General features: G+C 46.0%; 25 protein-coding genes. 13 read left to right on the forward strand and 12 right to left on the reverse strand.

Annotated features, from left to right (window positions below; all coding sequences use genetic code 11):
* Positions 1–100: 100 nt before the first annotated feature.
* Positions 101–601: an SRPBCC family protein gene (locus tag F0265_RS00930; protein WP_064486902.1), complete on the forward strand. Its 501-nt coding sequence runs from the start codon at positions 101–103 to the stop codon at positions 599–601.
* 88 nt (positions 602–689) lie between these two features.
* On the opposite strand, the gene F0265_RS00935 is transcribed toward F0265_RS00930, so the two are convergent.
* The 4 genes from F0265_RS00935 to F0265_RS00950 form a co-directional block, all read right to left on the reverse strand.
* Positions 690–1,043 carry a tRNA-binding protein gene (locus F0265_RS00935; RefSeq protein WP_019277337.1) on the reverse strand — a complete coding sequence of 118 codons (354 nt, stop codon included), beginning with the start codon at positions 1,041–1,043 and terminating at the stop codon, positions 690–692.
* 111 nt (positions 1,044–1,154) lie between these two features.
* Positions 1,155–2,018, reverse strand: coding sequence for a permease (locus tag F0265_RS00940; RefSeq protein ID WP_064486900.1), 864 nt, complete (start codon positions 2,016–2,018; stop codon positions 1,155–1,157).
* A 2-nt stretch (positions 2,019–2,020) separates the two neighbouring features.
* The gene (locus tag F0265_RS00945) at positions 2,021–3,475 is read right to left on the reverse strand and encodes an FAD/NAD(P)-binding protein (RefSeq protein ID WP_171747393.1); all 1,455 of its coding nucleotides are present in this window, start codon (positions 3,473–3,475) and stop codon (positions 2,021–2,023) included.
* Between the two features lie 185 nt (positions 3,476–3,660).
* Positions 3,661–4,605, reverse strand: coding sequence for an NADP-dependent oxidoreductase (locus tag F0265_RS00950; RefSeq protein ID WP_171747394.1), 945 nt, complete (start codon positions 4,603–4,605; stop codon positions 3,661–3,663).
* Between the two features lie 106 nt (positions 4,606–4,711).
* On the opposite strand from F0265_RS00950, the gene F0265_RS00955 reads away from it, so the two are divergent.
* Together F0265_RS00955 and F0265_RS00960 are read left to right on the forward strand one after the other, a co-directional pair.
* Entirely contained in the window at positions 4,712–5,635 is a 924-nt protein-coding gene (locus F0265_RS00955) for a LysR family transcriptional regulator (RefSeq protein WP_171747395.1), read from the forward strand.
* Positions 5,636–5,805: 170 nt separating this feature from the next.
* Positions 5,806–6,885, forward strand: coding sequence for a permease (locus F0265_RS00960; protein ID WP_171747396.1), 1,080 nt, complete (start codon positions 5,806–5,808; stop codon positions 6,883–6,885).
* A 52-nt stretch (positions 6,886–6,937) separates the two neighbouring features.
* On the opposite strand, the gene F0265_RS00965 is transcribed toward F0265_RS00960, so the two are convergent.
* The gene (locus F0265_RS00965; protein WP_171747397.1) at positions 6,938–7,309 is read right to left on the reverse strand and encodes a nuclear transport factor 2 family protein; all 372 of its coding nucleotides are present in this window, start codon (positions 7,307–7,309) and stop codon (positions 6,938–6,940) included.
* A gap of 100 nt (positions 7,310–7,409) precedes the next feature.
* Between F0265_RS00965 and F0265_RS00970 the strand changes: the two genes are divergently transcribed.
* Together F0265_RS00970 and F0265_RS00975 are read left to right on the forward strand one after the other, a co-directional pair.
* Positions 7,410–8,276, forward strand: coding sequence for a LysR family transcriptional regulator (locus F0265_RS00970; protein ID WP_171747398.1), 867 nt, complete (start codon positions 7,410–7,412; stop codon positions 8,274–8,276).
* A gap of 105 nt (positions 8,277–8,381) precedes the next feature.
* Positions 8,382–8,672 carry a hypothetical protein gene (locus tag F0265_RS00975; protein WP_171747399.1) on the forward strand — a complete coding sequence of 97 codons (291 nt, stop codon included), beginning with the start codon at positions 8,382–8,384 and terminating at the stop codon, positions 8,670–8,672.
* A 22-nt stretch (positions 8,673–8,694) separates the two neighbouring features.
* On the opposite strand, the gene F0265_RS00980 is transcribed toward F0265_RS00975, so the two are convergent.
* Both F0265_RS00980 and F0265_RS00985 read right to left on the reverse strand, forming a co-directional pair.
* Positions 8,695–9,654 carry a sensor domain-containing diguanylate cyclase gene (locus F0265_RS00980; RefSeq protein ID WP_171747400.1) on the reverse strand — a complete coding sequence of 320 codons (960 nt, stop codon included), beginning with the start codon at positions 9,652–9,654 and terminating at the stop codon, positions 8,695–8,697.
* 157 nt (positions 9,655–9,811) lie between these two features.
* Entirely contained in the window at positions 9,812–10,486 is a 675-nt protein-coding gene (locus F0265_RS00985; RefSeq protein ID WP_171747401.1) for a DUF1868 domain-containing protein, read from the reverse strand.
* 205 nt (positions 10,487–10,691) lie between these two features.
* Between F0265_RS00985 and F0265_RS00990 the strand changes: the two genes are divergently transcribed.
* The 8 genes from F0265_RS00990 (at position 10,692) to F0265_RS01025 (ending at position 20,568) form a co-directional block, all read left to right on the forward strand.
* A complete protein-coding gene (locus tag F0265_RS00990; RefSeq protein WP_171747402.1) occupies positions 10,692–12,059 on the forward strand; it encodes a phosphomannomutase CpsG in 1,368 nt (455 codons plus the stop codon).
* Positions 12,060–12,314: 255 nt separating this feature from the next.
* Positions 12,315–13,382, forward strand: a complete 1,068-nt coding sequence (locus F0265_RS00995) for an ABC transporter ATP-binding protein (RefSeq protein ID WP_171747403.1) — start codon at positions 12,315–12,317, stop codon at positions 13,380–13,382.
* Complete coding sequence (locus F0265_RS01000) at positions 13,379–14,245, forward strand: ABC transporter permease subunit (RefSeq protein ID WP_171747404.1); 867 nt, start codon at positions 13,379–13,381, stop codon at positions 14,243–14,245. Before F0265_RS00995 ends, F0265_RS01000 begins: the two co-directional genes overlap by 4 nt.
* Positions 14,245–15,126 (forward strand): ABC transporter permease, encoded by an 882-nt coding sequence (locus F0265_RS01005; protein WP_171747405.1) that lies wholly within the window; start codon positions 14,245–14,247, stop codon positions 15,124–15,126. Before F0265_RS01000 ends, F0265_RS01005 begins: the two co-directional genes overlap by 1 nt.
* A gap of 50 nt (positions 15,127–15,176) precedes the next feature.
* Positions 15,177–16,292, forward strand: a complete 1,116-nt coding sequence (locus F0265_RS01010) for an extracellular solute-binding protein (protein WP_095663312.1) — start codon at positions 15,177–15,179, stop codon at positions 16,290–16,292.
* Between the two features lie 160 nt (positions 16,293–16,452).
* Positions 16,453–17,562, forward strand: a complete 1,110-nt coding sequence (locus F0265_RS01015; protein WP_038157052.1) for an ROK family transcriptional regulator — start codon at positions 16,453–16,455, stop codon at positions 17,560–17,562.
* 66 nt (positions 17,563–17,628) lie between these two features.
* Positions 17,629–19,230 carry a hypothetical protein gene (locus tag F0265_RS01020; protein WP_171747406.1) on the forward strand — a complete coding sequence of 534 codons (1,602 nt, stop codon included), beginning with the start codon at positions 17,629–17,631 and terminating at the stop codon, positions 19,228–19,230.
* Positions 19,231–19,233: 3 nt separating this feature from the next.
* Positions 19,234–20,568 (forward strand): glycosyltransferase family 4 protein, encoded by a 1,335-nt coding sequence (locus F0265_RS01025; RefSeq protein ID WP_171747407.1) that lies wholly within the window; start codon positions 19,234–19,236, stop codon positions 20,566–20,568.
* 52 nt (positions 20,569–20,620) lie between these two features.
* Here F0265_RS01025 and F0265_RS01030 read toward each other — a convergent pair whose 3' ends face one another.
* From F0265_RS01030 to F0265_RS01050, 5 genes are all read right to left on the reverse strand, one after another.
* Positions 20,621–21,871 carry a hypothetical protein gene (locus F0265_RS01030; protein ID WP_171747408.1) on the reverse strand — a complete coding sequence of 417 codons (1,251 nt, stop codon included), beginning with the start codon at positions 21,869–21,871 and terminating at the stop codon, positions 20,621–20,623.
* Between the two features lie 237 nt (positions 21,872–22,108).
* Positions 22,109–22,852, reverse strand: coding sequence for a phosphatase PAP2 family protein (locus F0265_RS01035; RefSeq protein ID WP_171747409.1), 744 nt, complete (start codon positions 22,850–22,852; stop codon positions 22,109–22,111).
* Between the two features lie 168 nt (positions 22,853–23,020).
* A complete protein-coding gene (locus F0265_RS01040; RefSeq protein WP_171747410.1) occupies positions 23,021–23,476 on the reverse strand; it encodes a hypothetical protein in 456 nt (151 codons plus the stop codon).
* Between the two features lie 6 nt (positions 23,477–23,482).
* The gene (locus tag F0265_RS01045) at positions 23,483–24,337 is read right to left on the reverse strand and encodes an AraC family transcriptional regulator (protein WP_171747411.1); all 855 of its coding nucleotides are present in this window, start codon (positions 24,335–24,337) and stop codon (positions 23,483–23,485) included.
* Positions 24,338–24,373: 36 nt separating this feature from the next.
* Positions 24,374–25,036 (reverse strand): SRPBCC family protein, encoded by a 663-nt coding sequence (locus F0265_RS01050; RefSeq protein ID WP_171747412.1) that lies wholly within the window; start codon positions 25,034–25,036, stop codon positions 24,374–24,376.
* Between the last annotated feature and the right edge of the window lie 7 nt (positions 25,037–25,043).

Raw genomic sequence — 25,043 nt, forward strand, 5'->3', positions numbered from 1 at the left:
AAACGCACCATAAAGGCGCATTTTTATCTATATCGTCACATTTTTGGTCCACATATACTGATTGAACAATCTGATATGTCAGACCTAGAGGAATGTGATTATGAATATCTTAAAAGTCGTTGAAATCAAGCGTAAATCATCTGATGTGTGGAAAATTGTTGCAGATCAGTTCGAACATGCGCACACGTGGATGGGGTTTGTTGTCGACTCCTATGCGCTGAAAGAAGGCAATGTCTTAGATGGCGCACCTGTTGCGGGTCGTGTCTGCGAGTTCACAGACAAGCCAAATGGGCTCAAAGCAAAAGAAAACATCTTGTACTTTTCAGAGCAGGATATGCGCTTTCAGTTTGATGTCGTGCCATTCAACGCTCCAAAAGTATTTCCTGTAAAGAAAAACATTGTCACGCTCTCTGTTAAAGAAGTGTCCGCAGAAAAATGTTTGGTTACTTGGGAGTCTAATATTGAACTGTCCGCGTTTGGCTACCTAGCTTACCCATTTCTAAAATTAGGGCTATCAAAGAACTTTGGGCAAGTGTTAGATGACCTTCGACACCACATGGAAAACCAGAACCCAAGCTATAAATCCGTACATGCGATATAAGGCTTAGTGCTTTTATCAAAGGCTCAGCTAACTAAACCAACAAAAAAGCAGCGCTATACACGCTGCTTTTTCACCTCCCCCACAGAATCTATCCCGCTCGACAGCCATTTGGCACTTCAGATTCTGGCATGGCTAGACACGGCGTTATCTTATCCTCGTAGCCAATATCAAACAGCATGCCTTGCGAGATTTCACCGGCCATTTTTCTTTCAGGAAGATTAACAACAAACAGAGCTTGTTTACCTTCAATCTCACGTGGATTTGCTCGCTCCTGTTTGATCCCCGCCAAAATTGAGCGAGTATGATCACCAAAGTCGACTGTCAGTTTCATCAGCTTATCTGATTTTTCAACTTCGCTAACTTCTGTAATTGTACCGACTCGAATATCCAGCTTGGAAAAGTCGTCATATGTAATCAAATCTTTGATTGGAGCTGGTTTCATATATTGGTTCCTTTGTATTCGTCTCAACATCACTACTAATACTCGAATTTGGCCTTCAACAAATTGATATTCATAACAAACGCCGCAAATCGTTATGTCCCTGATGCCTCTTTATAAGCTCAACGAGTGTACCACTATACCGTAAGCCGCAATCACCACGATACTTACCATGGTTTCTACCGAAATTCTTGCCGCACTCGTTCCTGTGCCCAGATAGGAGGTTTCCAGGACAATAATGTTAGCAGCAGGAGGAAGTAGACAGATTAAAAACAGCCACGGCAGTTGTTGATACACAATCTCTGAGTTTGATATTTGGCTGATGCCAAAAACGACAAGAACCACTGTAGTCAATATCAAAATTCTAAATGCATAAGACTTGGTATAAGCCAACACATCGCTTTTCTTTAAACTTGTTTCAGAAAGCCAAATACCAAGTATCATCATGCCTAAAAAGCTCATCAGGAATTTGGACACGAGATACATATGGTATCCGTATACTTCGATATCGCTCCCAACTGGAATCAACAAACAACCAATAAGTAAAGCAATCACCGGTGGCGAACTCAGAATCTTTAAAACCGAGAATGCCTCTTTTTTTAAATAGTTCGCGCCAATTGAGTTACCAACAATGGAGCTTCCAATATACGCAGCTAATACGAATCTAGCAGCTTCATCCCCCAGCAATGTGTGGGCAATTGGCAAACCCAACCAACCTATATTCAGATAGCAAAAACATAAACTTCGAATTGCATCTTTTCCCATCCAGTGTCGGCAAGCGAATATCGCTAGCATAGACACCATCGTCAATGCGATAACCCATGCCATTTCCTCTAAATGAAGGGAGATGTTCCAGATGATAATTAAAGGTATCACTATCTTAGTGAGTACGAGAGATGAAAACGTTTTGACGTTTAACTGCCTTTTGCCAATCAGAATTCCCACAAGCAAATAGATAAAAGGGAGCAAAGTTGCCATTACTAAACCACCACCTTATGTTCAGTTGCCCATGCTTCCGCTCGCTTCGCCCACTGATGAGCCCATTTTTCTGAACATTGAGCGTTAAACCAAAATGCATTAGTGGAGAACAAAACGCCCTTGTTTAGTGGCCCAATGTTATATAAACCACTGACCTCATTACGACTGGAAGATACTTCAAAAGTTTTAGGGTTTATATAAATACCACCACATGGGTGCGGCTCGACATATCCTTCACTAATCAATTGATCTAACAAAGGACTGACTGAATTACGTATTACTGGACTACCGCCTGTACCATCCCACAACATTCGTGACTCCATGGTACCTCTTACAGTAGGAACCCGAAATACACCATTCTCATAAGTTGGTTTAGATGTTGCCTTAAAGAACTCGAGCCTTTCCTCGTCAACCGCATTACCCAACTGGCTAAATGAACTCATCGGAATAGGATGGCGCCACGCAGCCCAAAGAGAGCCAAAACAGGAGACAAACTGATATTTCTCTTGTATTGGCATCGCCTTCCAAAACTTATGAAACCAATACCTTGTGGATACTAATACATCTTGCCAAGGTAAGTCGGCATTAGCAGCACGGTCCTCCAAATACCTAAAGTATTCTGCTTGTTTTCCTGTGCGTAACAAACGGAACGCCGTCTTGAATTCGCTTTCATTTTGAAGTGAGCGATGTTCTTTCAAAAGCAATTTCATAAAAGCTTTTAGAGGAGATAAATGGTTTTCTCTAAGTAAGGAGTTCCAAGTTAAATGTTTTGGTGCATATAGATGTTTTTCACTCAAACAGGTTGGCGCTAATCCATTTCTTGAAAAGATATTTGCTCTCGCATTCTTTGATTTATCAAGATGCCGAAACGCATCTACCGCTGTCAGACCAGAGCCCGCTATTAGAACTGGTTCATTAACTGTTTGATTATATTGGGTGTGATGATTGATAAACCCTGGTAGCTCTTCTAGATCGGAGAAGTTGGAAGAATTGAGAGATCCCAAGCATAAAACAATTTCACGAGCTTTAATCAATTCTCCATCTTGAAGAGCTAGCTCAAACACACCTTCAACGTACTCTAACGAAAGCACATCTCGTTGGACCTCGTGGAGGTTGAGTAGGCCAGTAGCTTGGATATCGCTGTAAACATACTCCAGATATTTAGCGAACGTGACTCTAGTCGGCCACCTTGAATCCATTGCATTTTGCTCACGCAACCAATGCCAAAACCCGTTGGGCTCTACAACTGACGGCGACATTAACTCTGGTGGTGTGTTTACTATATGTATTGGCGATGCATCCCCAAAGGCTTTGCCTTTAGCAAAACTTTTTTGATTATTGAATATGGCGATGTTTGGTTTTAGGTGACGTTTCGTAAAAACTTCATTCTGTATTTCATTTAATAAACCAACACCACTAGCACCAAAACCAATGATTGCGATATCAAAAACTTCCATTTATACCTCAAATAGAACTATCAGCTAGTCGAATGAATTGAGGATTTTATAAAATTAACATCAATATGCAACAAGTTTGTATAAAATTGGTTTTATTTTTGAAAACATAACTTTGGATATGTGTAACAAACCGAAAGAGTAGACTTCCATAACAAAAAGCAGCTCAAAAGAGCTGCAAGCCAAATCTAATATTTCAATTTCGGATCAACGGTCAGCACAATTTTTCCAACCGCTTTGTGCTGTTCAGAACGTTTATGGGCGAGTTGGATGTCCTCAAGTGGATAAACCGTATCTCTCGGGATGGTTAACTGGTTTTCATTGAACAAGCTGAGTACATTACTAAGATCATCAGCGTTGTTTTCGACCCACATTCTAGTGAACGAAATACCATAAATGCCAACTTCACCTTCAGAGAGCTCATCAAAGGTGGAGACAATTCGGCCACCTGGTTTAACACAGGAAACCGTGCGATGAAGCAGATAAGCACCTGCTTTCGCGACAAAAGCCAGATCGAACCTCATCGTCGAGTGCCAATCGGTCTGGCTTTCATCGTGCACTTCGTCTGCCCCTAATGTTTTTATGTAGTCCAGCTTAGCTTGAGAGGCCGTGGCGACGACATAAGCCCCGGCAGCCTTGGCTATTTGCACCGCAAGTGACCCAACACCACCGGAAGCATTATGGATAAGAACAGCTTGCCCCTGCTTGATGTGACCATGCGTATGTAACCCTTGCCACGCAGTGACAGAGGCCAATGGCAAAGCGGCCGCATCGATAAAACTCATTTGCTCTGGTTTTGCCACAACGAGATCCGCGTTCACCGCAATGTATTCGGCGTTGGTGCCCTGTTCCGAGATAGGAGTGAAAGAGAGCACCTTGTCACCTGGCTTAAACCTATTCACTTCGTCACCAACTTGCTCAATAACACCGGAGCAATCCCAGCCCAATACCAGTGGCAACGCAAGGGTATCACTGTCGGCCATCATGCCATTGCGAATATGGAAATCGACCGGGTTAACACCCGATGCCACGATTTTTATCAATACCTGATTGGATGATGGCTCTGGCTTATCCAACTGACCAACATTGAGTTGAGTGATATCTCCATATTGTTTGATGAATGCTGCTTTCATACTTTTTTCCTTATCTGTGATGAGAACAGCTTCAGTATTCAACTAATAACCTATTTCTTCTAATTAATAGTTGATATAAACGTTATTCCAAACAGGAATGAGTTGTATGGCTAAAACTGATTTAAATCTGATAGTTATCTTTGACGCAATCATGCGTGAGCAGTCGATCACCATTGCAGCAGAGCAGTTAGCAATGACCCAACCTTCTGTGTCGAAAGCCGTATCTCGGATGCGCTACGCATGGAAGGATCCTCTGTTTATCAAACATGGGCGAGGAGTCACGCCCACTCCTTACGCAAGGCAGCTATGGCAAGAAGTCGCGGAACCTCTCAATAAGATCAGCCATACCGTTTCTCCACCTAAGTTCGATCCTATGACTTCTTCAACTCAGCTTAGGGTAGCGTTAACCGACGGCATCAGCAGTCTTTTCTGGCCACGATTGCGAGCGATCATCGAGGACAGCGCCCGAGCTATAGATTTATATGCCGTCCCTTTTCAAGGAAATGGACAAAAATTGCTGCTGGAAGCCGAAGTGGATCTTGTCTTGGATTACTACCCTACGACTCACGAGCAAATTTCAGTTCAGCACCTTTACGACAACCACTTTACCTGTGTCATGAGGCCAGATCATCCACTCGCAGACCGTGCGCTTTCGCTGGAAGATTTTTGTGGGGCAGACCATTTGTTGGTCTCACTTTCTGGTGATCCAAGTGGCGCTGTGGATTCTACACTGGCTCTCAAAGGACTCCAGCGACGCGTCGCCATGACCGTCAATAGTTTTTCAGGTGCCATGGACTTATTGGAAGAGTCCAATCTGATCAGTGTTCTGCCGTTTACCGTGGCCAGCAAAGCAATAGAGAAAGGGAGGCTGATTCAAAAGCCAATGCCAATTTCTGTCCCATCTCCTACCATTTCCGTCGCTTGGCACCGAAGAAATCAGCATAACCGAGCTCTGAAATGGCTAATTAACGAAGTCGAGGCGATCGTTTCAACAGAGACCCATGTGTTTGCCAGCGGAGTAACTGGTTAGCGAAAAAAACATTCCTACTAACTGATTGATATTATTAGACATGCTTTTTATTTCGATTTTTATCGAAATATTTTTCTTGATCATTTGTTTTTTATTTCTATAATTCGAGAAAAATAGAAATGAATTTGAAAGTGTTCAGATTCATAAAACCCGAATTTTGGAGTCACCTTATGAACAATGAATTTATGTCCATGGCCAGTGAAGCGCTCGATATGTTTGCTTTTCTCGCGACTGAGCTGATCATTCTGTTTCTTGCCATCAGCTATATCGTTGGCGTGTTGCAAGAGTTCCTTACACCAGAAAAGATCCAGTCGATCCTGAGCTCACGGAATGGCAAAGGCTATGTCGTAGCAGCACTACTGGGCGCCATCACGCCGTTCTGTTCTTGCTCAACCATTCCTTTCCTCAAAGGTCTGCTTCGAGCGCGTGCAGGATTCGGCCCTATGATGGTCTTCCTGTTTGGTAGCCCATTGCTTAATCCAGTGATCATTGGCTTGTTTGTCGTGACCTTTGGTTGGAAAGTCGCCCTGTTCTACTTCATGATCGCTATGGTTGTATCTGTTGTCGCGGGCTACGCACTAGAGAAACTCGGTTTTGAACGTTACGTAAAACCGGAGGCGTATCAGGCGGCAGAAGCCAGCAGCTGTGGAACAAGCTGTGGTGAAAGCAAACCTGAACCGAAGAAAGAGAGCACATGTGGGACATCCAGCTGTGGTGAACCAGCGCCAGCAATGGCAAAAGAATCCAGCTGCGGCGCAAGTGCAGAACCATCAATCGGTGTTGCAAGTTGCTCAGCAGACGGCAGTGCAACCGCGACTTTAGTTGAAGAGCGTAAGCCAAATCGCTGGGTGAAAATCTGGCACTCAACATGGAAAGACTTTAAGCAAGTATTCCCGTACCTAATGCTGGGCATTGCGATCGGCTCATTTATTTACGGATTTATTCCAACAGACTTGATTGCAGAATACGCAGGCGCGGGCAAGTGGTATGCGATTCCAGTTGCCGCCATCATCGGTATCCCACTGTACATTCGTGCTGAAGCGGTGATTCCTCTAAGTGCTGCACTGGTACAAAAAGGGATGGCGCTGGGTTCTGTGATGGCACTGATCATCGGCAGCGCAGGCGCAAGCTTAACAGAAGTAATTTTGCTTAAATCTATCTTTAAAAATCAGATGATTGCTGCATTCCTGACTGTCATCCTAAGCATGGCGATCGGCGCTGGCTTCCTATACAGCTACCTGTTTGCTTAATGTGATAAAAGGAAATCAAAAAGGGGACACGCCATGCGTATCCCCTTTTTTATTATCGTTCGCCCAGCACTTCGAATTCATCGTAAGTTAAGCGAGCTTTACCATCTTCTTGCAGTGTCCACACTTCTTTATGTACCACACCGAATGCTTTGTTCATCGTCCACTTTGACGACAAGATATAGTTATTGTCATCGACTTTTTCCCACGTTGTATCTGTGTAAGATACATCGCTAAAGCCTTGGTCAATGATGTTTTGCCAAAACGCCTGAATTTGCTCGCGACCTTCAAACGTACCAAATGGCTTGGCGATCATGGTTGTGCCTTCGGCGTATTGCTCTGCACACTCTTTTGCGTCCTGACGGTTAAATGCTGCTTTCCACGCGTCGATACCTGCCTGACACGCTTCTAATACTGACTGACTCATTGTGTTTCTCCTTCTTGTCTGATGGAGAGAAGTTTAGGCCTATGATTAACTAAGAAAAACAGATAAATTAGAAATCACTGTTTGGATAAAGAGAACAATAATGAACAAGCACAAACAAATGATGATCTTCAAAGCGATTGTCGAGGCAGGCTCGATTTCAAAAGCTGCTGACAAATTAGAGTTGTCGAAATCAGTCCTGAGTACTCACCTTAAAAAGCTGGAGAGTGAGCTCGCCACCGATCTGTTAAAGCGCACCACTCGTAAGCAGTCACTCACTCCTGCGGGCGAAAGGTTCTATCAACACTGCATCACAATGAACGACGTTATGTCGACAGCCTGGGATGATATTCGTCAATTACAAAAAGAGCCCAGCGGCAAACTGTCTATCACCGCGCCCATTGCGTTAATGGAGAGTATTGTTGTTCCTGCCCTGAGTGATGCTTTTGCTCCTTTTCCCGATGTATCACTCAACTTAGTTGCAGAAGACAAGCAGTTGGACTTAATGCAACATGACATTGATTTAGCCATTCGAGTTGGCGAGTCGCCAGACAGCAATGTAAAACAAAAGCGCATTGGTCAATTTCGCGATGTGTTATGCCAGTCAGTTGAAAGTCGCCAATCGCCTGAAAGCGCTAAGTACATCGCCAACAACTGGCAGCCAAAAACCATCACACACCTTTTTCACGATACCAACGGCGACAATGCAACTGAGCTTAGCTACCTCACCCATCATAAAGTCAACACAGTCAGCCAAGTGGCTAGCCTTATTCGGCAAGATATGGGGATTGGTTTACTTCCAGACTTTATGCTCAGCCAATATCCAGACTTGCGACCCTGTTTTAAACAAAAACAGCTGATGCACAATAATGTCTATGCGCTTCATCCTTACTCCAAGTCTCCCCCAACTTCGGTGATCAGAGCCATAGATGCGATCGAGAAAAGACTGAAATCCGTGACGGAATTTTGAACAGCTGTTTAACCTGGATCAAGCTTCACGATTATTTCACCAATTGTTCAAAAACTGTGTCCTACAATTGTAAAACGCGTCAGCAAACTAGATAAGGAGGACAGCATGATTTCAACATTTAGGGATTACGAATTACAAGACAAAAACCATTGCCATGCTCATATAGAGGTCAACCCGACGGGGTTGTTAGATGTTGATATTATTGAGAAAAATGAGCATCACCAAACGGAGCTGTGTGACATCAGTTTCGAAAAGTTGGATGGTAAAACACGCATTAAAGGAAAAGAAGCACAACACCAATGGCAGCTAGATTTGGATGATAGAGATGCAACTGAGTTGCACCATCTGATTTCTGAAGCTAATGAAGAATATGAGATTTTGATGCGTGATTTGTAAAGCTTATTAGTCAGGAAAAGTGCTATTTGCTGGCGCACTTTTCCTGGTACATCCGCTTATCGGCTTCTTCAAGTAAAGAATCAATCGACACATCCGCAGACGGCTTAGCTACCACAATCCCGGCACTAAATTTAATCTCGTAACCTCTGTTTTCTTGATCATTAAATCGCTCAACTGATTTTCTAAACCGTTTCACCGCAATTTCAGCCACTTTTTCGGTTAAGCCAGACATGAAGACCACAAATTCGTCGCCACCAATTCGGGCAAAAACATCCGAATCGCTGAATGAACTTGCCATCAAATCAGCAAACTGCTGCAGTACTTCATCACCCACTTTATGACCTAACTCATCGTTGATTTCTTTAAAGTCATTCAGGTCAAAATACGCCAGTGCGACACAAAAGCCACCCATTCGGCAATACTGCATCGACTTCTCACTGAGTTCGAAGAAACCACGGCGATTGGAAATCTGCGTCAGCGGGTCAAGCGTTGCTTGAATGGTTGACTCCAACTCTTGTTCAGCCATCTTTGCTAAATCAACTAAGTCCGCCATTTGTTGCATGGTCAACTCACGCGGTTTCGTATCAATGATACACAATGTACCGAGCTTGCTACTGTTGTGATAGACCAAAGGCACGCCTGCATAAAATCGAACAAAAGGCTCACCCATGACAAGCGGGTTATCAAGAAAACGCGGATCTTTGGTGGCATCATTAATAATGAAAGGGCCCTCATCATTGATGACATGTCCGCAAAACGAGACATTCCTTGCGGTTTCACGAACAGGAAGACCAATACATGATTTAAACCACTGACGATGGTTATCCACTAAGCTCACCACTGCAATCGGCACATCAAAAAGATGCTTCGCTATACGGGTGACACGATCAAAACGTTCTTCAGGTTCGGTATCGAGAATATCAAGAGAATGAAGGTCTTTTATTCTTTGCGCTTCGTTATCAGGAAAGTCAGGCTCTTTCATCAGTACGGCTCTTTCAAAATGACTAACTATGAGCTTAGCACTGAACGCTCAGCTTGCTGGGTTTGAAAGCTATTGATGAATACTTGAGTAAAAAACTGTGATATTTAGCTGAATATCAAGGTAGCGGCGCAGGTGAGTTACGCCGCTAAGTCCATGTTTATGATAAGGTTAATAGCGGTTCAAACTTGAACATATCATCAAAGCGACAGAACTCTACAGCACCATGTTTCAGTCGTCCGAATGACTGAGAAAAACGCTCTGAAATACGTTCCGCAACTTGCTGCAGCTCTACCTTTTCACTCTCTTCAAGCTCAATGATGCGATAGCTGAGCGTGATATGAAAATGATAAGCGTCAAACTCAGGCATATTGATGCCTGTTGATGCTCTTAGTTGTTCACGGCAATTTTTCAGTGCCAGGTTTGATTCGTCCGTCGCCGGTTTGATTCGAATTGACGTGCCACCAATCGGGCAGTTGTAGACATAATCAAACATCATTTCAAAACCTGAGTGGGCCCCGATCTGACTGACTGCACTAGCAAAAAAATCCGTAGTTTGAGCTAAAGGCGCATCAAGGGGCAGTTTGCTGGTCCACTTCTCTGGCTGTCTGACTTGATCACATACCCCCTCAAATACCGTCATATGCATTGAAGAAATTGGCAGAAAAGAGAACTTAGCTGCACATTGCATCGCCTTAAGCTGGTTCTGTGCCCACTCAAGTTCAGCAATTAAATCAATAGATTGATCGATATGGCAGATAAAGGTGTTGCCGGGGAAGTGTCGGACTGTGCCGTCCTGATTAAATTTGACCCCAACCGCTGGTGCATAGTTCATGAGTAGCTCTCCGCATAATTTTCGATATATACTACTCCCAATAAGTTAAATTAGTTAAGTTAATTTATTCAAAAAAGTGAAATTGTGAGCTTTACAGGGAATTGGTTCCCTTTATTGGCGACAAACCATTACCCAGATAAGCCCACCAACCTGTCAGACAGGCAGGAAAGCTAATCAATAACGCGCTGATATATAAGGGTAATGAATGAAAAAGCTAACGTGCTTTAAAGCCTATGATATTCGAGGCAAACTCGAACAAGAGCTCAATTACGACGTGGTGTATCGTATCGGTCGAGCATTTGGTCAATATCTGAATGCCAAAAAAGTCGTGGTTGGCGGTGACGCGAGAGCCACTTCCGAGCCGCTTAAACTGGCACTGGCCGATGGCTTGATTGATGCTGGTGTTGATGTCATCGACCTTGGCCTGACGGGCACCGAAGAGATCTACTACGCCGCGCAAGTCATGGATGTAGACGGTGGCATTGAAATTACTGCTAGCCATAACCCTATAGATTACAACGGCTTAAAGCTAGTTCGAGAAAATGCTCAACCCATCAGTGGTGATACTGGCCTAAAAGACATTCAGGCGTTGGCAGAACAGGCTGAGTTTAATGAACCAGCACAAAAAGGCCGCTACCAGCAAGCCTCTCACCTCAATGAGTACACCGAACACCTGCTCAGCTATATAAGTGCAGAGCATATAAAGCCACTGAAACTGGTCGTAAACTCAGGCAACGGCGCAGCTGGTCACGTGGTCGATGCTTTGGAGGAGCGCTTTCAGCAACTGCAGATACCGATTGAGCTGATTAAAATTCACCACGAGCCGGACAGCAATTTCCCCAATGGAATTCCGAACCCTCTGCTCCCTGAAAACCGCCACGCGACCTCATCCGCTGTGCTAGAGCACAAAGCCGATATGGGCATCGCTTGGGATGGTGATTTTGACCGCTGTTTCTTGTTTGATGAACAAGGCCAGTTTATCGAAGGCTACTATATTGTTGGCCTATTGGCAGACTCATTTCTTGCCAAGCACCCTGGTGCAAAGGTGATCCATGACCCTCGTTTAACTTGGAATAGCATTGATATTATCGAGCGTAGTGGTGGTGAAGCCGTCATGTCCAAGACAGGTCACGCCTTTATCAAAGAAAGAATGCGCAGTGAAGATGCAGTCTATGGCGGAGAGATGAGCGCGCATCACTACTTTCGAGATTTCGGCTACTGTGACAGCGGTATGATTCCATGGCTACTGGTCAGCGAACTTATCTGTCGCAAGGGCCAACCCCTGTCGAGCTTGGTAGCTGAGCGCATCGCAGCCTTCCCATCTTCTGGTGAAATCAATTCAACATTGGATAACCCAAATCAAGCTATCCAACGTATTCAAGCCATATTTGAGCAAGATGCACTTACCGTTGATTACACCGATGGTATCAGCATGGAGTTTAACGACTGGCGCTTTAATCTACGCAGTTCTAACACGGAGCCAGTTGTGCGCCTCAACGTTGAATCCCGAGCAAACGTTGAGCTTATGAAAATTAAAACTGAACAAATTTTAAGCTTATTGCAGTCAAAATAATCTCTTTTTATAGAGCTGTCGAATAGACGGCTCTATTTTTTCATACACTTAAATTAACACCTTTAATCAATATCGCCATTTTCCTCAAAAAAGATCACACTTTTGTGTTCTTTTATTCAGCAAAAACCTAACAAAGCTCAAGTCGTGAACACTTTCACAAAAACATTAAATTAACTTGGTTAATATAATTGTCATATTAGTCCTCTACTCTACGCGTTGATGCTAGAACAACTTCGACAGGAAAAAGGCAATCGAATGTCACGACTAGAACTTAAAAACATCTGTAAGAACTTTGGCGACTTTGTAGCGTCAAAAGACATCAGCTTTATTGCAGAAGAAGGGGAAATGGTTACCCTTCTGGGTCCATCCGGTTGTGGCAAGACAACACTGCTCAAGATGATTGGTGGATTCCACACGCCTGACTCTGGCGAAATCATCATTGGCGACGAGGTGGTCAATACGGTTTCTCCAGAAAAACGTAATACCTCAATGTGTTTTCAGTCTTATGCCTTATTCCCTCACTTGAGTGTTGATCACAATATCGCTTTTGGTCTCAAGCAGAAGAAAGTCAGCAAGCAGGATCAAATCACTCGCGTAGAGGAAGCCGTCACTCAGGTTGATTTGGATGAACACGCACACAAGATGCCGAGTGAGCTTTCCGGTGGTCAGCAACAGCGTGTTGCACTGGCGCGTGCAATGGTCACTCGACCAGCCGTTATCCTTTTCGATGAGCCTCTGTCTAACCTAGATGCCAAACTACGTGAGTCGGTCCGTTTCGAGATCCGTGAACTTCAAAAGCGATACAACCTGACCGCCATCTACGTGACGCACGATCAGGCAGAAGCATTGGCAATGTCGGATAAGATCGTGGTTCTGAACAAAGGCCGTATCGAGCAGATTGGTACGCCAGAAGACATCTACTATCGCCCAGCTAACCGATTTGTCGCCGATTTCATTGGTGCCGCCAACATCATGCCTGCTCAAGTGAAATCTCTAGGTCAGGACAATACCTACCAAATTGACACCGAGTTGGGCCAGTTTGTTGTCGAATCGGATGAAAAACCAAAAAGCGAATACATCTATGTGAGCTGGCGTCCGGAAGATGCCGAGATCGCCACCAGCGAATGTGAGAATAGCTTTGCCGCTCACGTGCAGAAAATGGCCTTTATGGGCAATGTCACTGACTTGGTGTTACAGCCAGCGGAAGGTTCAACCATGGAAGTACGAGTTCAGTTACCGAAAAAGCCGGTATTTGATGATCAATCACTGAACTTCTCCATTCCAAGAAAAGGCATTCGCTTCCTAGAAGAGGTCAGCGCATGAACAAGAACATCGCAAGCTGGAAAGTGTGGCTGATGCTGCTTCCCGGCGTTGGCACCATCATGCTTTTGATGGGCTCCACCTTCTACATGGTGGTCTCACAAAGTCTGGGCTTCCACAATATGATGGGCGAAAGTGGTTTCTCCCTCACTTTCTGGCAAGAAGCATTGGCCGATGCCAAACTGCACAAATCTCTAATTTACTCAGTCAAAGTCTCGGTGATTGGTGCACTTGGCGCCGTAGCTATGGCTTACCCACTGGTACTGTGGCTACGTAAGCCGTTCCCGGGCTCAACCACCATCACGGGTGTGTTAAGAGCACCCATGTTCATCCCAGGTTTGGTAGCGGCTTTCCTTCTGGTTAACGTGATCTCTTACCACGGTATTGTTAACCAGATACTCATGGCTGTCGGCATTACCGATAAACCGATTCGTATGCAGAACGACGATTTCGGCTGGGGCGTAATCATGCTACAAATCTGGAAACAGTTGCCATTTGCCATGATCTTGTTGGCAGGTGCGGTGAACTCTATCCGAAATGACGTGCTAGATGCTGCCTCTGATCTGGGTGCATCAGCGTGGAGCCGCTTTAAAGGCATTATCTTCCCGATCTCTATTCCATCGCTTCAGGTGTCACTGATTCTGATCTTTATCGGCGCGCTGGGTGATTACTCGTTCTACTCCATCGCGGGTCCGAAGAACACCTATTCACTATCGATGCTGATGCACATCACATCGACAGAATTTATGGAATGGAACAAAGGCGCGGTTATCGCTGTGATCATCATGGTCACTGCTGTTGTCGCTGCTCTGGCTATCTCTCTATTAACTGCTCCACTCGCTCATAAGAAAGGGAGATTGAAATAATGACTTCTCTGGTATCGAAAGCTTTGCCAAACAGCAGCAAACCGAAAATAAAAACCGCCAATGGCAAGCTTATCAATAAGATCGCCATCGGTCTGTTTATTGCGGTGAACTTCTTCTGGTTGGGTGTTCCTTTCATCATGGCGTTGTTGTGGTCTCTGGTTGACCCTGAGCACCCTTGGAGCTACCCAGATGTGCTTCCACAGGTTCTTTCATTTGGCCGCTGGACAGACATGTGGGAAAACTCCGGTCTGGTTGAAGCGCTGCAAAACAGCTACACCATCGCTCCAGCAGTTGCGATTCTGACCGTACTACTGGCCCTACCGACCGCTTACGCGTTAGGCCGTATCGATTTCAGAGGCAAGCGCGTGGCAGAAGTCATCACGCTACTGCCACTGGTTATGCCTGGCATGATCATCGGTGTCTTCTTCAGCTCCATGTTGATTGCCCTTGATTTTTCAAATGCCTACGTCGGTATCGTTATTGGCCATACCGTTCTGGCATTGCCTTACGCAATCCGTATTCTTTCGGCGAGTTTTAAAAGCGTGCCGCAAGACTTGATCGATGCGAGCCGTGATTTGGGTGGTAACTCTTGGACGACATTCAAAAACGCCTACCTGCCAATGCTGAAACCTGGCCTGTTGGCGTCACTGATCTTCTGTCTGGTGATCAGTATTGAAGAATTCAACATTGCCTTTGTACTGGGTTCACCGGATTACGTTACCGTTCCGACCATTTTGTACTCCTACTTAGGTTATTCCTTTATTCGTCCGAACGCGGCGGTGGTTTCTCTGATACTGGTGATTCCTAACGTGATTCTGATGCTAATTATTGAACGTCTGCTGAAAGGTAACTATCTGGCAGAGTCGACAGGCAAAGCCTGATTCATAACGAATGTACCCCTAAACATAGAAATCTATAAAGAGACACAACAATGAAAAAATTGCTTCTTACCGCTGCCATTGCAGCCACTGCGGGTCTGTCGACCAATGCTCTCGCCTATGACTTGAACGAGATGACTTGGGATCAGATCGTCGAGCAAGCCAAAAAAGAGAAGATGGTGAACGCGTACATCTGGTACCTCCAACCAGAGTTCCGCCAATTCTTCCGCTCGTTCGAGAAAGAGTACGGCATCAAAGTACGTGTACCGGAAGGCAACGAAGCCGGTAACAGTAACAAGCTGCTTGCAGAAGGTAAAAGAGAGCAAGGTTCTATTGATGTGATGGCGCTCGATACCGTCAAGCTGCCAATGATGATGCAAAGCAACCTGGTCTATGGCCCATTGACGGATATTATTCCTGGCAGTGACAAGCTACGTACGAAGTTAGTGGGTGTAGAGACGCAAGGCTACGCTTATGCCTTCTGGGGTAACCAAACAGGTTTTGCTTACGACCCAATGCGTGTCGATGAGAAAACACTGCCTCAGTCATTTGATGACCTGACAAACTGGATCGAAACCCACCCAGAGCAGTTTGGTGTTAACGACCCGAACAAAGGTGGTGCGGGCAACGCGTTCATCCAACGTGCCATCTACCACGTATCGGGCAACAACGACGTTTACTTCCAGAACACAATGGATCAGTCTGCGATGACGCAGTGGTCTAAGACTTGGCAGTGGTTTGATGACCAGAAAGACAACATTGTCATCACTGCATCGAACGCAGACAGCCTGACTCGAATCAACGATGGTGAAATCGCGATGGCACCAGCGTGGGAAGATCATCTCGCAGGTCTGCAGAAGAAAGGGGCGATCACTAAGCGCATCAAATTCTACATTCCTGAATTTGGTATGCCGGGTGGCGGTAACATCATCATGATGCCACAGAACGCCAAAAATAAAGCTGCCGCTGCCGTCTTCATTCATTGGATCACCTCGGCGCAAGCACAAACAGGTTTGAATACCGCTTTCGGCGCAGCCCCTCAACACCCAGACGCTGATGACTCAAACGCCTTGGTCGATAAAACCCAGCGAGGCTACAGCTCAGAGTTCTTTACTTCAGACTACGCAACTGAAGCGAAAAAAGCGTTTGTAGAGAACGTATTAATGTAATAATTCACGCCCGGTTTCGGCCGGGCCTATTCGATTAGTCACTCGAATGAGGTTGTTTTGGTGATTAATCAAATAGAACAATTAGGTGGTGTGCATACACGGTGTCATGCCCTCTACCAGACGAACAATAAAATTAAACCTAATGGGTTAAGGATTGAATGTGATTGATTTTGGCTCCGATACACAGCGTCAAATACTATCGATAATCCATCGCAACGCGCCAACAACGCGCGCCGCGATCGCAGAGAAGAGTGGCCTGACGCCAGCTGCGATCACGAAAATCACCAAGAAGATGCTCGATGATGAGTTGATTCAGGTAACGGGTAAACAAAAAGGTTCACGCGGTCAGCCGGGCATTGAGCTGGGCATTAATCCAAGTGCCGCGTACAGCCTTGGCATCAACATTGAACTTGAAAAAATCAGTATTGAGCTGGTCGACTTTACCGGAGAAAGTGTTTTTTCCCGCGCCATTCGCGGCATTTTTTCTGATCCTGAATCCGCTATTGATGAACTCTCCGATCTGCTTCAGGTGACGTCCAAAGCATTTGCCGAAGAATTCGACAAACTGATCGGCATTGGTATGACTACCAGTTGTAACTTTGTGCAGGGTAGCGACAGCATCACCATGCCACCGCATCTGAAAAAGTGGGAAGACATCGATATTCCTAAACGTATCGGCCAACATTTCAACTGCCCGTGTTGGATAGATAACGATGGTAACGCCGCCGCACTGGGGGAATCTGTGCGCTCTAAACGTGCTCGCCATGCGAACTTTTTCTACCTTTATCTTGGCTACGGGATTGGTGGCGGCCACTTCTTCAATGGCCAGACTTATCGTGGTGCAGGCGGAAACGCGGGCCGTATCGGTAAACTGTTCCCGGATCGCAACAACCGCCCTTCTCTCTCTTGCTTGTATGACTACTTAGGCATGTCAGAGCCGAGTCCGCATCGTGAAGAGATCCTGTCGACTTTGTTATCGAAGAATCCAGAAAAAGTCACCGAGTGGAAGAAAAACGCGCAACAACAATTGGTGTCTGCGCTGCAAGCCATTCGTGCCATCTGTGACCCAGAAGAGATCATCGTCGGTGGTCTGTTGCCACCAAAACTGGTTCAGGAGCTACACACTGCCAGCATGGAATCACTGCAACACTATCTGGAAGACGAAGAAACCATGCCCAACATCACTCCCGCTACCTTGTCCGGAGACAAGATGGCGGCGACGGGGGCAGCAATGATTCCGCTCTACCAACTGGCCTACTCCGCGGCCTGACCGACCCTACAGGGCGTGCATTATCACGCCCTGCCTAAATTCTGTTCCTAAGCGTGTAAAACACCCATGAAAAATCAGACACATAGCCCGAAAACCAACCAAATTTCAACCGATGCGTGCCAAAAGCTCTCGGCAGAGCACTGGAAAACGCAGACGATCGCACCCGCTGCCTACTTCAATCCCAACGCACTGACAGGATTCAAAATGGCACAGGGCCCGCTTGGTAATCCGCTCCACCCTAATACAGAGTCAGCATTTGAAGCCGATCTGAGTGAGCTGTTCGAGTCAACTCAACAGTCACAACCAGAAATTGAACTCAAACGCGTGCATTTTCAGATGCCAGCGATCAATCCAGAGTCACTGCCTGGGCCGCAAGATTACACGCAAGTAGAAGAGCCACAACCGCTTTCCACTACCTCAGTAACTCTCGCATGGGTGAAACAAGAGAAGCTCAAGCAGACTAGCATCGGTTATCACTTTGAGGGCAACCAACTCGCTAACCTGAGAGACCGCTTGGCTGAGGGTAAAGCCTTTCGCGGCTTAGTGGGCAATCTTGGTTACTTCATGACGAAAGAGCTCAACGTCGGCGACCATCTTTGGTCACACAGCAGGCGCTACCCTGCCTCAGAGCATCAGTTACCAGAAAGGTTAGCTTACCTCGGTTTTTACTACTTTGGCGATGTTAAGGGACAAGTCGAGAGCGCAGGCTTTCAGAGCGCGCATAGTGCTGGTATTGGCGTCAAACACAGCGGCGAAGTCAAGATTCTACCTGCGATTCAGTGCAATGCTTATGATCTAACCATCGCCGGGCAAACCCTAAAAGTTGAGAACATCAACCCAGAATTAGACAAGGTCGCTCAACACGATATTGCACTCTTCAATGTCAACTTTCCGCTGAGCCACAAAGGGCCATTAGTCGAATTTTCTCCTATGCTCCCGCTTGAAGATCGCGTCAACGTTTTCATTAGTAACCAAGGGGATGGCCAGCGACCGCACGAGCATGTCGTTAAGGTTTGGCGCGGAGAGTGTCCACTGCCATCCTTTGGCGTCGTGCTCTCAATCAAATCTTGCCTGTTTGACGCGCTTTACCCACATGGGTTGGAGACAAATACACCAGTCTCGGTCACGCCATACTCTCACCAATGTGATTTCGCCGAATATGCACAAATTCTTGCCGGGTTGGTGCCATCCGTAATCGACGGCCAAAGTATTGTCCCGACTGGCGCAGCATTTACGGCTCAACAAGCAGAGCAAGCCCTAGATGAGGTGGCAAACACTGACGCGCCTCTGTCACGTACAGGCAAAGAAACTAATAACTTTGACGCCATCATCCGTGAGCCGGGCGGCTTGTTTATCGAAACAGAAAACCATGTGGGCTATCTTCTGTTTGATGGCCGCCATGAAATGAGTGTTGGCGTGAACATTGTCGATGTAGCGAATTTAGTCAGCCGTTTATCGCAGTCTGATATTGACCTGTTTGACGGTGAGACGATACGCAATGCCATATCGATTGACGGTGGTTCAGCAATGAAAGCCTACGCAGTCAATGTCGGTAACGGCACTGTCTCAATGGATATTTTAAACCGCGTTGCTGCGGGCAGTCGAAATGCTCCCGGCAACGACACACAAGGGTTAAACCTTTATTCAACAGTTGTAATGGAGCTATAAGTCATGCGAATTTTGTTAACCCACTATCGTGTCGGTGAAACCGATGGTGTGTCACTAGAAATGGATAAATGGAAATGGGCACTGGAGCAGCAGGGTCACGACGTATTTTACATGGCGGGTAGCTCTGGCAGTGTGGAAGCAGAGTGCATTGATGCGCTACGTTACGAAGACGAGCTGAACGCAAAAATCACTCAGGATGCGTTCATAGCGCCAACCTACTTTGAAAGCGAAGAAGCGTTGCTGGCCGCGATTCACAGCCAAGCGGAAGAGATCGCGACACAAGCAACAGCGATTATCGAAAAGCTCGACATCGACGTGATTGTTCCTAATAACATCTTCGCTGTTGGCCACAGTTTGGCCGCTGCGATTGGACTAGAAAAAGCAGTAGAAAACACAGGCGTCAAAGTAGTCAATCATCACCATGACTTCCATTGGGAACGCGAGAAGTTCAGCCAGCCGTGTTACCCGAGTATCCAACGTATTCTCGACAAGCATTTCCCTCCGCAACGCCCGCAGGACAAGCACTGTGTGATCAACCAGTTGGCAAATGAATCTCTGAAAAATGCGACGAGTTATGACTCAACAGTAGTACCGAATGTCTTCGACTTCGATGGTTGTGATTGGAAAATCGACGACTACAACCAAGATCTGAGAAGCGAATTCGGTATTCGCGAACAAGACATCGTTGTCTTACAAGCTACACGCATCGTGGCTCGCAAGGGGATCGAGCTGGCCGTCGACCTGATCGCCGACCTTCAGAAAAAGCTACCACAATGGGTAGGAAAGTCGCTGTATCGTGGACAAAAAATTGAATCTGATAGTCGCATTATTCTCGTGTTAGCGGGAATGAACGAAGAAGACGAATACTACGACAAACTCAAAGCGAAAGCTCAGCAGATGAACGTTGAGCTATTGGATATCAACCATCGTATCGAGCATTCACGTGGTGATAAAAACGGCATCAAACAGTACTCTCTTTGGGATGCCTACGTTCACGCCGATATCGTCACCTACCCAAGCTGGCTCGAAGGCTGGGGGAACCAGTTCCTAGAAGGTTTAGTGGCAAACGTTCCTCAGGTGGTGTATCGCTACCCAGTATACAAAACAGATATCGAGCATTTTGGTTTCCACATTATCGACCTCGGTGATGAGCTAAGCTGGGATGACAACAACCTCGCGCAAGTGTCTTTGCAGCGCATCAGTGCAGCCGCCGAACAAACTGAAGCGTACCTGTTCGACACCGCCCTACGTCAGCAGCACATGCAGGAGAACTACGCCATTGGTCAAAAGCACCTGTCGTACAAGGCATTGAGCGACATTCTGGCGACGGTATTCTAAAGCTATAGACACAACAAACGGGCCTTTCGGCCCGTTTGTTGTTTTTCCCACATTAGACTGAAACGGGAACGGGTGCTGGCGTCGCGGATTTCACCGTAAACTCATGACCATCCAGTAACCCTTTACCTTTCTTCAGTTCATTCAATCGCGCATTGACCACACCGTCTTTACTAGTGAAATCAATCTTATAGCTATCGACATACTCCTGAACATATTTACTCGACAGCGATTTTAGTTTGTCGATATAGACAACCGCTTTATCGAAGTCACCTTGCGACACGACTTCAAGCTTAGGTGTCAAAAGCTGAGCAAACTTATAGGGGTGACCGACAAAGCCACTGCCCATCACCAGAGACGCGACAACAGGCGTGGTAATCACCGCATTCTGGAACCATTCTGAGAACATTTTATGGTCATTCACTAGGCTGCTTGGCGCAGTACGGTTATTCCACTCTTTCTTAGCACGTTTAACAACTTTGGCCAGAAGGCTACGTTGTACAAAGAAGTCCACCAGTTTGATGATACGCTCAAGAATACTGGTGATTAAGCTGATCAATGAGCCTACCCCTGCGGCAACATCACCAGCCGCCTGAAGGCCAATACCAGCAACGCCCATGGTAAAGTCTTTGATTCCACCCAGCGCGCCTTTTGCAGAGTGGCGCGCCAAAGCATTTGAAATGATGCTCGGGTGACCACCAAGCAACTCAACACCACGGCCGCGGTAGATTTGTGAAATCAGGTCTTTGGATTTCAGCACTGACTTTTTCGCCGCAGAGTAAAGCCCAGAGGCACTTTGTACATAGCCCCACCCCGGAATGATATTGGAGAAGGTGCCTGCGAATTCACTCGCCAGCCAAGTTCCGACTTCAGCAAGCCACTCGATGCCATGCAACAAGTCACCATAGATGTTCTTCACTTTATCCAGCAAAGAACGGAAAAACTCGGAGAATAGCCGTTTCAGTTTCTCCTTAACCGCAGAAGTGATCTCACCCACTTTATCCGCCGCTTTAGACATCTTTTTCGCGACCTTGCTGTTTTTCAGCTTGGTCATGGTATCGGTTTTATTCAGCAGGCCCATTGCCGCATCTTTAAAGTCAACGAAGGGCTCGGTTCCGACCACAAAGGCTTCAAAAAAGTGCGCGTTGGAAATCTTCGCCACTTTGGTAATTTCGGTACTGGCTAGCATGTACATCGCACCCATGCGAGCATCGGCCATCTGTGCAACCTGAACGCCCAGTGCTGTATTCTTGGTTTTACTAAACATTTTGTCTTTAATCAGACGCTTTAATAGTTTTATCTGCATGCAAACCTCTGCCCAAACGATAACGACACATAAATTACTTATGCCAAAAGTGATAATTACATAAACAAGATAAATAATAGCGAGTTTTATCAATTATGTGGTCTGTTTTGCTACTTTAGTTACAAAAAGGCACATTAAACATAGGGATTAATGTAGGAGTATAGTCAAGAACCTAAAAAAAGCCCCGCAAGTAAGGACGTTACTCGCAGGGCTAAGGGCAGTTAGGTAAAACTGGATTCAGGTTGTTAATTGCGACCAACGGGTGAAGAGCTTTTCAGTGATCCGATCAAATTTGGGGGCCAGCATATACAGCATCAGTACAAACAAAACCGAGCCAACGAGATCTATCGGTCGGTGCATTCCCAGCCAAAGGCGACTGTATGCCATGCCCACCGCCCATATACTCAGTGCAGCGGCCAAGCCATAACGTCGGTTTTGGATAAACAGGTTGCCAAAAAACGCCAGACAAATGGCAGCAAAAATCGTGTGACCAGAAGGGAATGAGTAGTCTTTCTCGCCTAACCAGTGGCGAGTTCGCCACGAGCTCACGCTATGAGAAATATCGTCAATCACATGCTGCTGTTGGACGGTGTTTAGATTGTAAAAGTGAGAAGGCTGCGGGATCAGCAATTGGTGCGTTAACAGCTCAGTGTATGGGCGAGGGCTTTCCGTCACTTGTTTTAACGCTGTTTTGCTGGCAAATCCGACCAGCAGAATCAAACCAAGCTGAGCCATTTTACTTAGCCACTCAACACGGTTCGGGATCAGCTTCCACGAGATCGCGACCAAAACGAATAAGGTGAAGAGAAACCCTTTAGATCCCGCTGAATCTGTCAGCAAAGTAAATGTCAGACCAAGTGGGTAGGAGACTGAGCTTAGTAAATCGATATGGCTAACCAGCAGACTCATCGGCGCAATAACCAAAAGAAATGCAACCAGAAGCCCAATACCATATTGTTTTTCGATCAAAAAATTCTTCACCGTGACGTCCCACACCGAATCAGTAAGATGCTGAATATTAGTCGACGTAACGTGGAAAATTTATCAACTCAATGTCAATTCGGTGAAAGATCGAACCGGCTTGCTTAGGTAATCACAAACAGCCATTTCAAGTGCAAATGTTCACTTGATGGATATTTATAAAGTCAATCAGTTGAGCTTATTTTTACACACAATATCAAACTGAGAAGGGGTCACTGGCTCAAGCTCGAAATGACGCAAAATCCCTTTAACATCATCACCACTAAGCCTAGCTACTACATAGTCATAGTATGGTGGGTCCAGTACTTCTTTAAGTTGGTATTCGCCTTTGCTCTGACGTGCCAACACCAAGGTATATGGTGCCAGATTAAACGCTTCCGCGTTCGCCCCAGAGACGATTCTTATCTGCGGATTCTGCTCAGCAAACTGATTGAGGAAGTACGCCCAATCACCATACCACTCCCCTGCCAGCTCAGGGCTTTCCCCGAGCACGGCGACGATCTGGTCAGCCGCATAATCATGGCAAACAGGCGGTAATGAATCCATTGAAGAAGAAGTGACGGCCTGACAGCCACTAAGTGAAGCGGCCCCAAGGACCGCTGTGATGAGAATCGTCGATTTCATTGCAACCTAACTTTTCTTACGTACTGGAATATTCAGGTACAGTTTATTCTCAGGGTCAGCATCGTTAAAGCCAGCTGGGTAGAGTTCGAAGTCCGGCTTTTCCTCATATTCATACGCGCTTTTCGGTAACCAGCTGCCCCATATATAACGCAGCGTTTCTTCCAGCTGGGCAATTGGCCCTTTATGGGTAAAACGAGCGTAAGTCTGCTCTGGCATCTCACGCGTGATCATACCCTCTGGTACCTGATCGAAATTTTCTACCCGAGCGGAACAGATATAGACAAACGTCGTGCTGTCCTCAGCCTCTTCATATGACTCATAAATACCGAAAAATTCATCGCCTACGCGGTTTGCAATGCTGTCCCGGTACGGCGCAAACCCCGACCATAAACGAGGCAGACTGAGGTCTTCATCTGTGTATTGATTGGCAATTCCCACCAGCTTCATAGCTGGCTGTGTGATGATTTCCGGTTCCATGCTAATGCGATTCTGCAGAAAACTGAGGTCGTCTTCATTAATTTGATTTTTATACAACAAACGGAAAGGTTCGTTCATTTTTCGGTATTGTGCAGGCGTCATGTTAAACAGCGCTTTGAATGCACGTGTGAACGCTTCCTGTGAATCAAATTGACAATCCATGGCGAGATCCAGAATGCCGACTTCTTCTGTGAGCAGGCGCTTGGCAGCCATTGTGAGACGGCGCTTACGCAAATACTCTTTAGGTGTATCTCCGACCAAAGCTTTAAATACCCGACTGTAGTGATAAGTGGAGTAATGAGACGCGGCGGCGATCTGATGAACAGAAATTTTGTCGTACAAGTGCTGTTCTATATATTCAATACTTTTAAAAAAACGCTGCATTTCATCCTCCTAGCTTATCTGTTTGTAATGTTAGAATTAAACGGTAGTAGGTTCTACCCATTCGCCACCCACTTGTTCAAATAAGTTTTCCACCGCAGGTTCCAGAATCATCCCTTCCATCATCAGATTAAGCACTGGTGCCACCAGACTGACATTCTTGTGGAAGTAATGGCGCCATGTCACCAATGAGCCACCTAAACCATCAGGTTCAACGGTAAACAGCGATAAAGGCTCTGTGATTGGAAACGAAACTGTCGAACGCTCCATATCAATCGTATAAGCATAGGAGCGCTTATTTTTGTCATAGTAAACAATGTCTTCATACAGTATCTCATCGTCCAAGCTGCAACTGCGTACCGAATGCGTGCCCATCGCTAACGGTCCGTTGAGTGACTTGAAGTTATCCATCTTAGGGTTCTTGATGCCGGTAAACCAAGTTGCCAGTTGATCAATTTCAGACACCAGTTCAAAGGTTCGATCCGGCGATGAGTTGACTCTGAACATCAGGACAATTTGCTCCGGCGCACTGGTCACAGAACGAATATCAAACTCGTTCACAGTGGTGGAGGTGTGATCATACTGAGAAGTGTACTGTGGCGCGCTGCCTTCTGGCGCAATGGTTGAACATGCTCCGAGCAACACCGTACCTGCCACTAGCGCTATGTTTCTCAAAGGTTTTATCGAGTTCATTTTCTTCATCTTAATG

Source organism: Vibrio sp. RE88, from assembly GCF_013113835.1.
Taxonomy (GTDB): Bacteria; Pseudomonadota; Gammaproteobacteria; order Enterobacterales; family Vibrionaceae; genus Vibrio.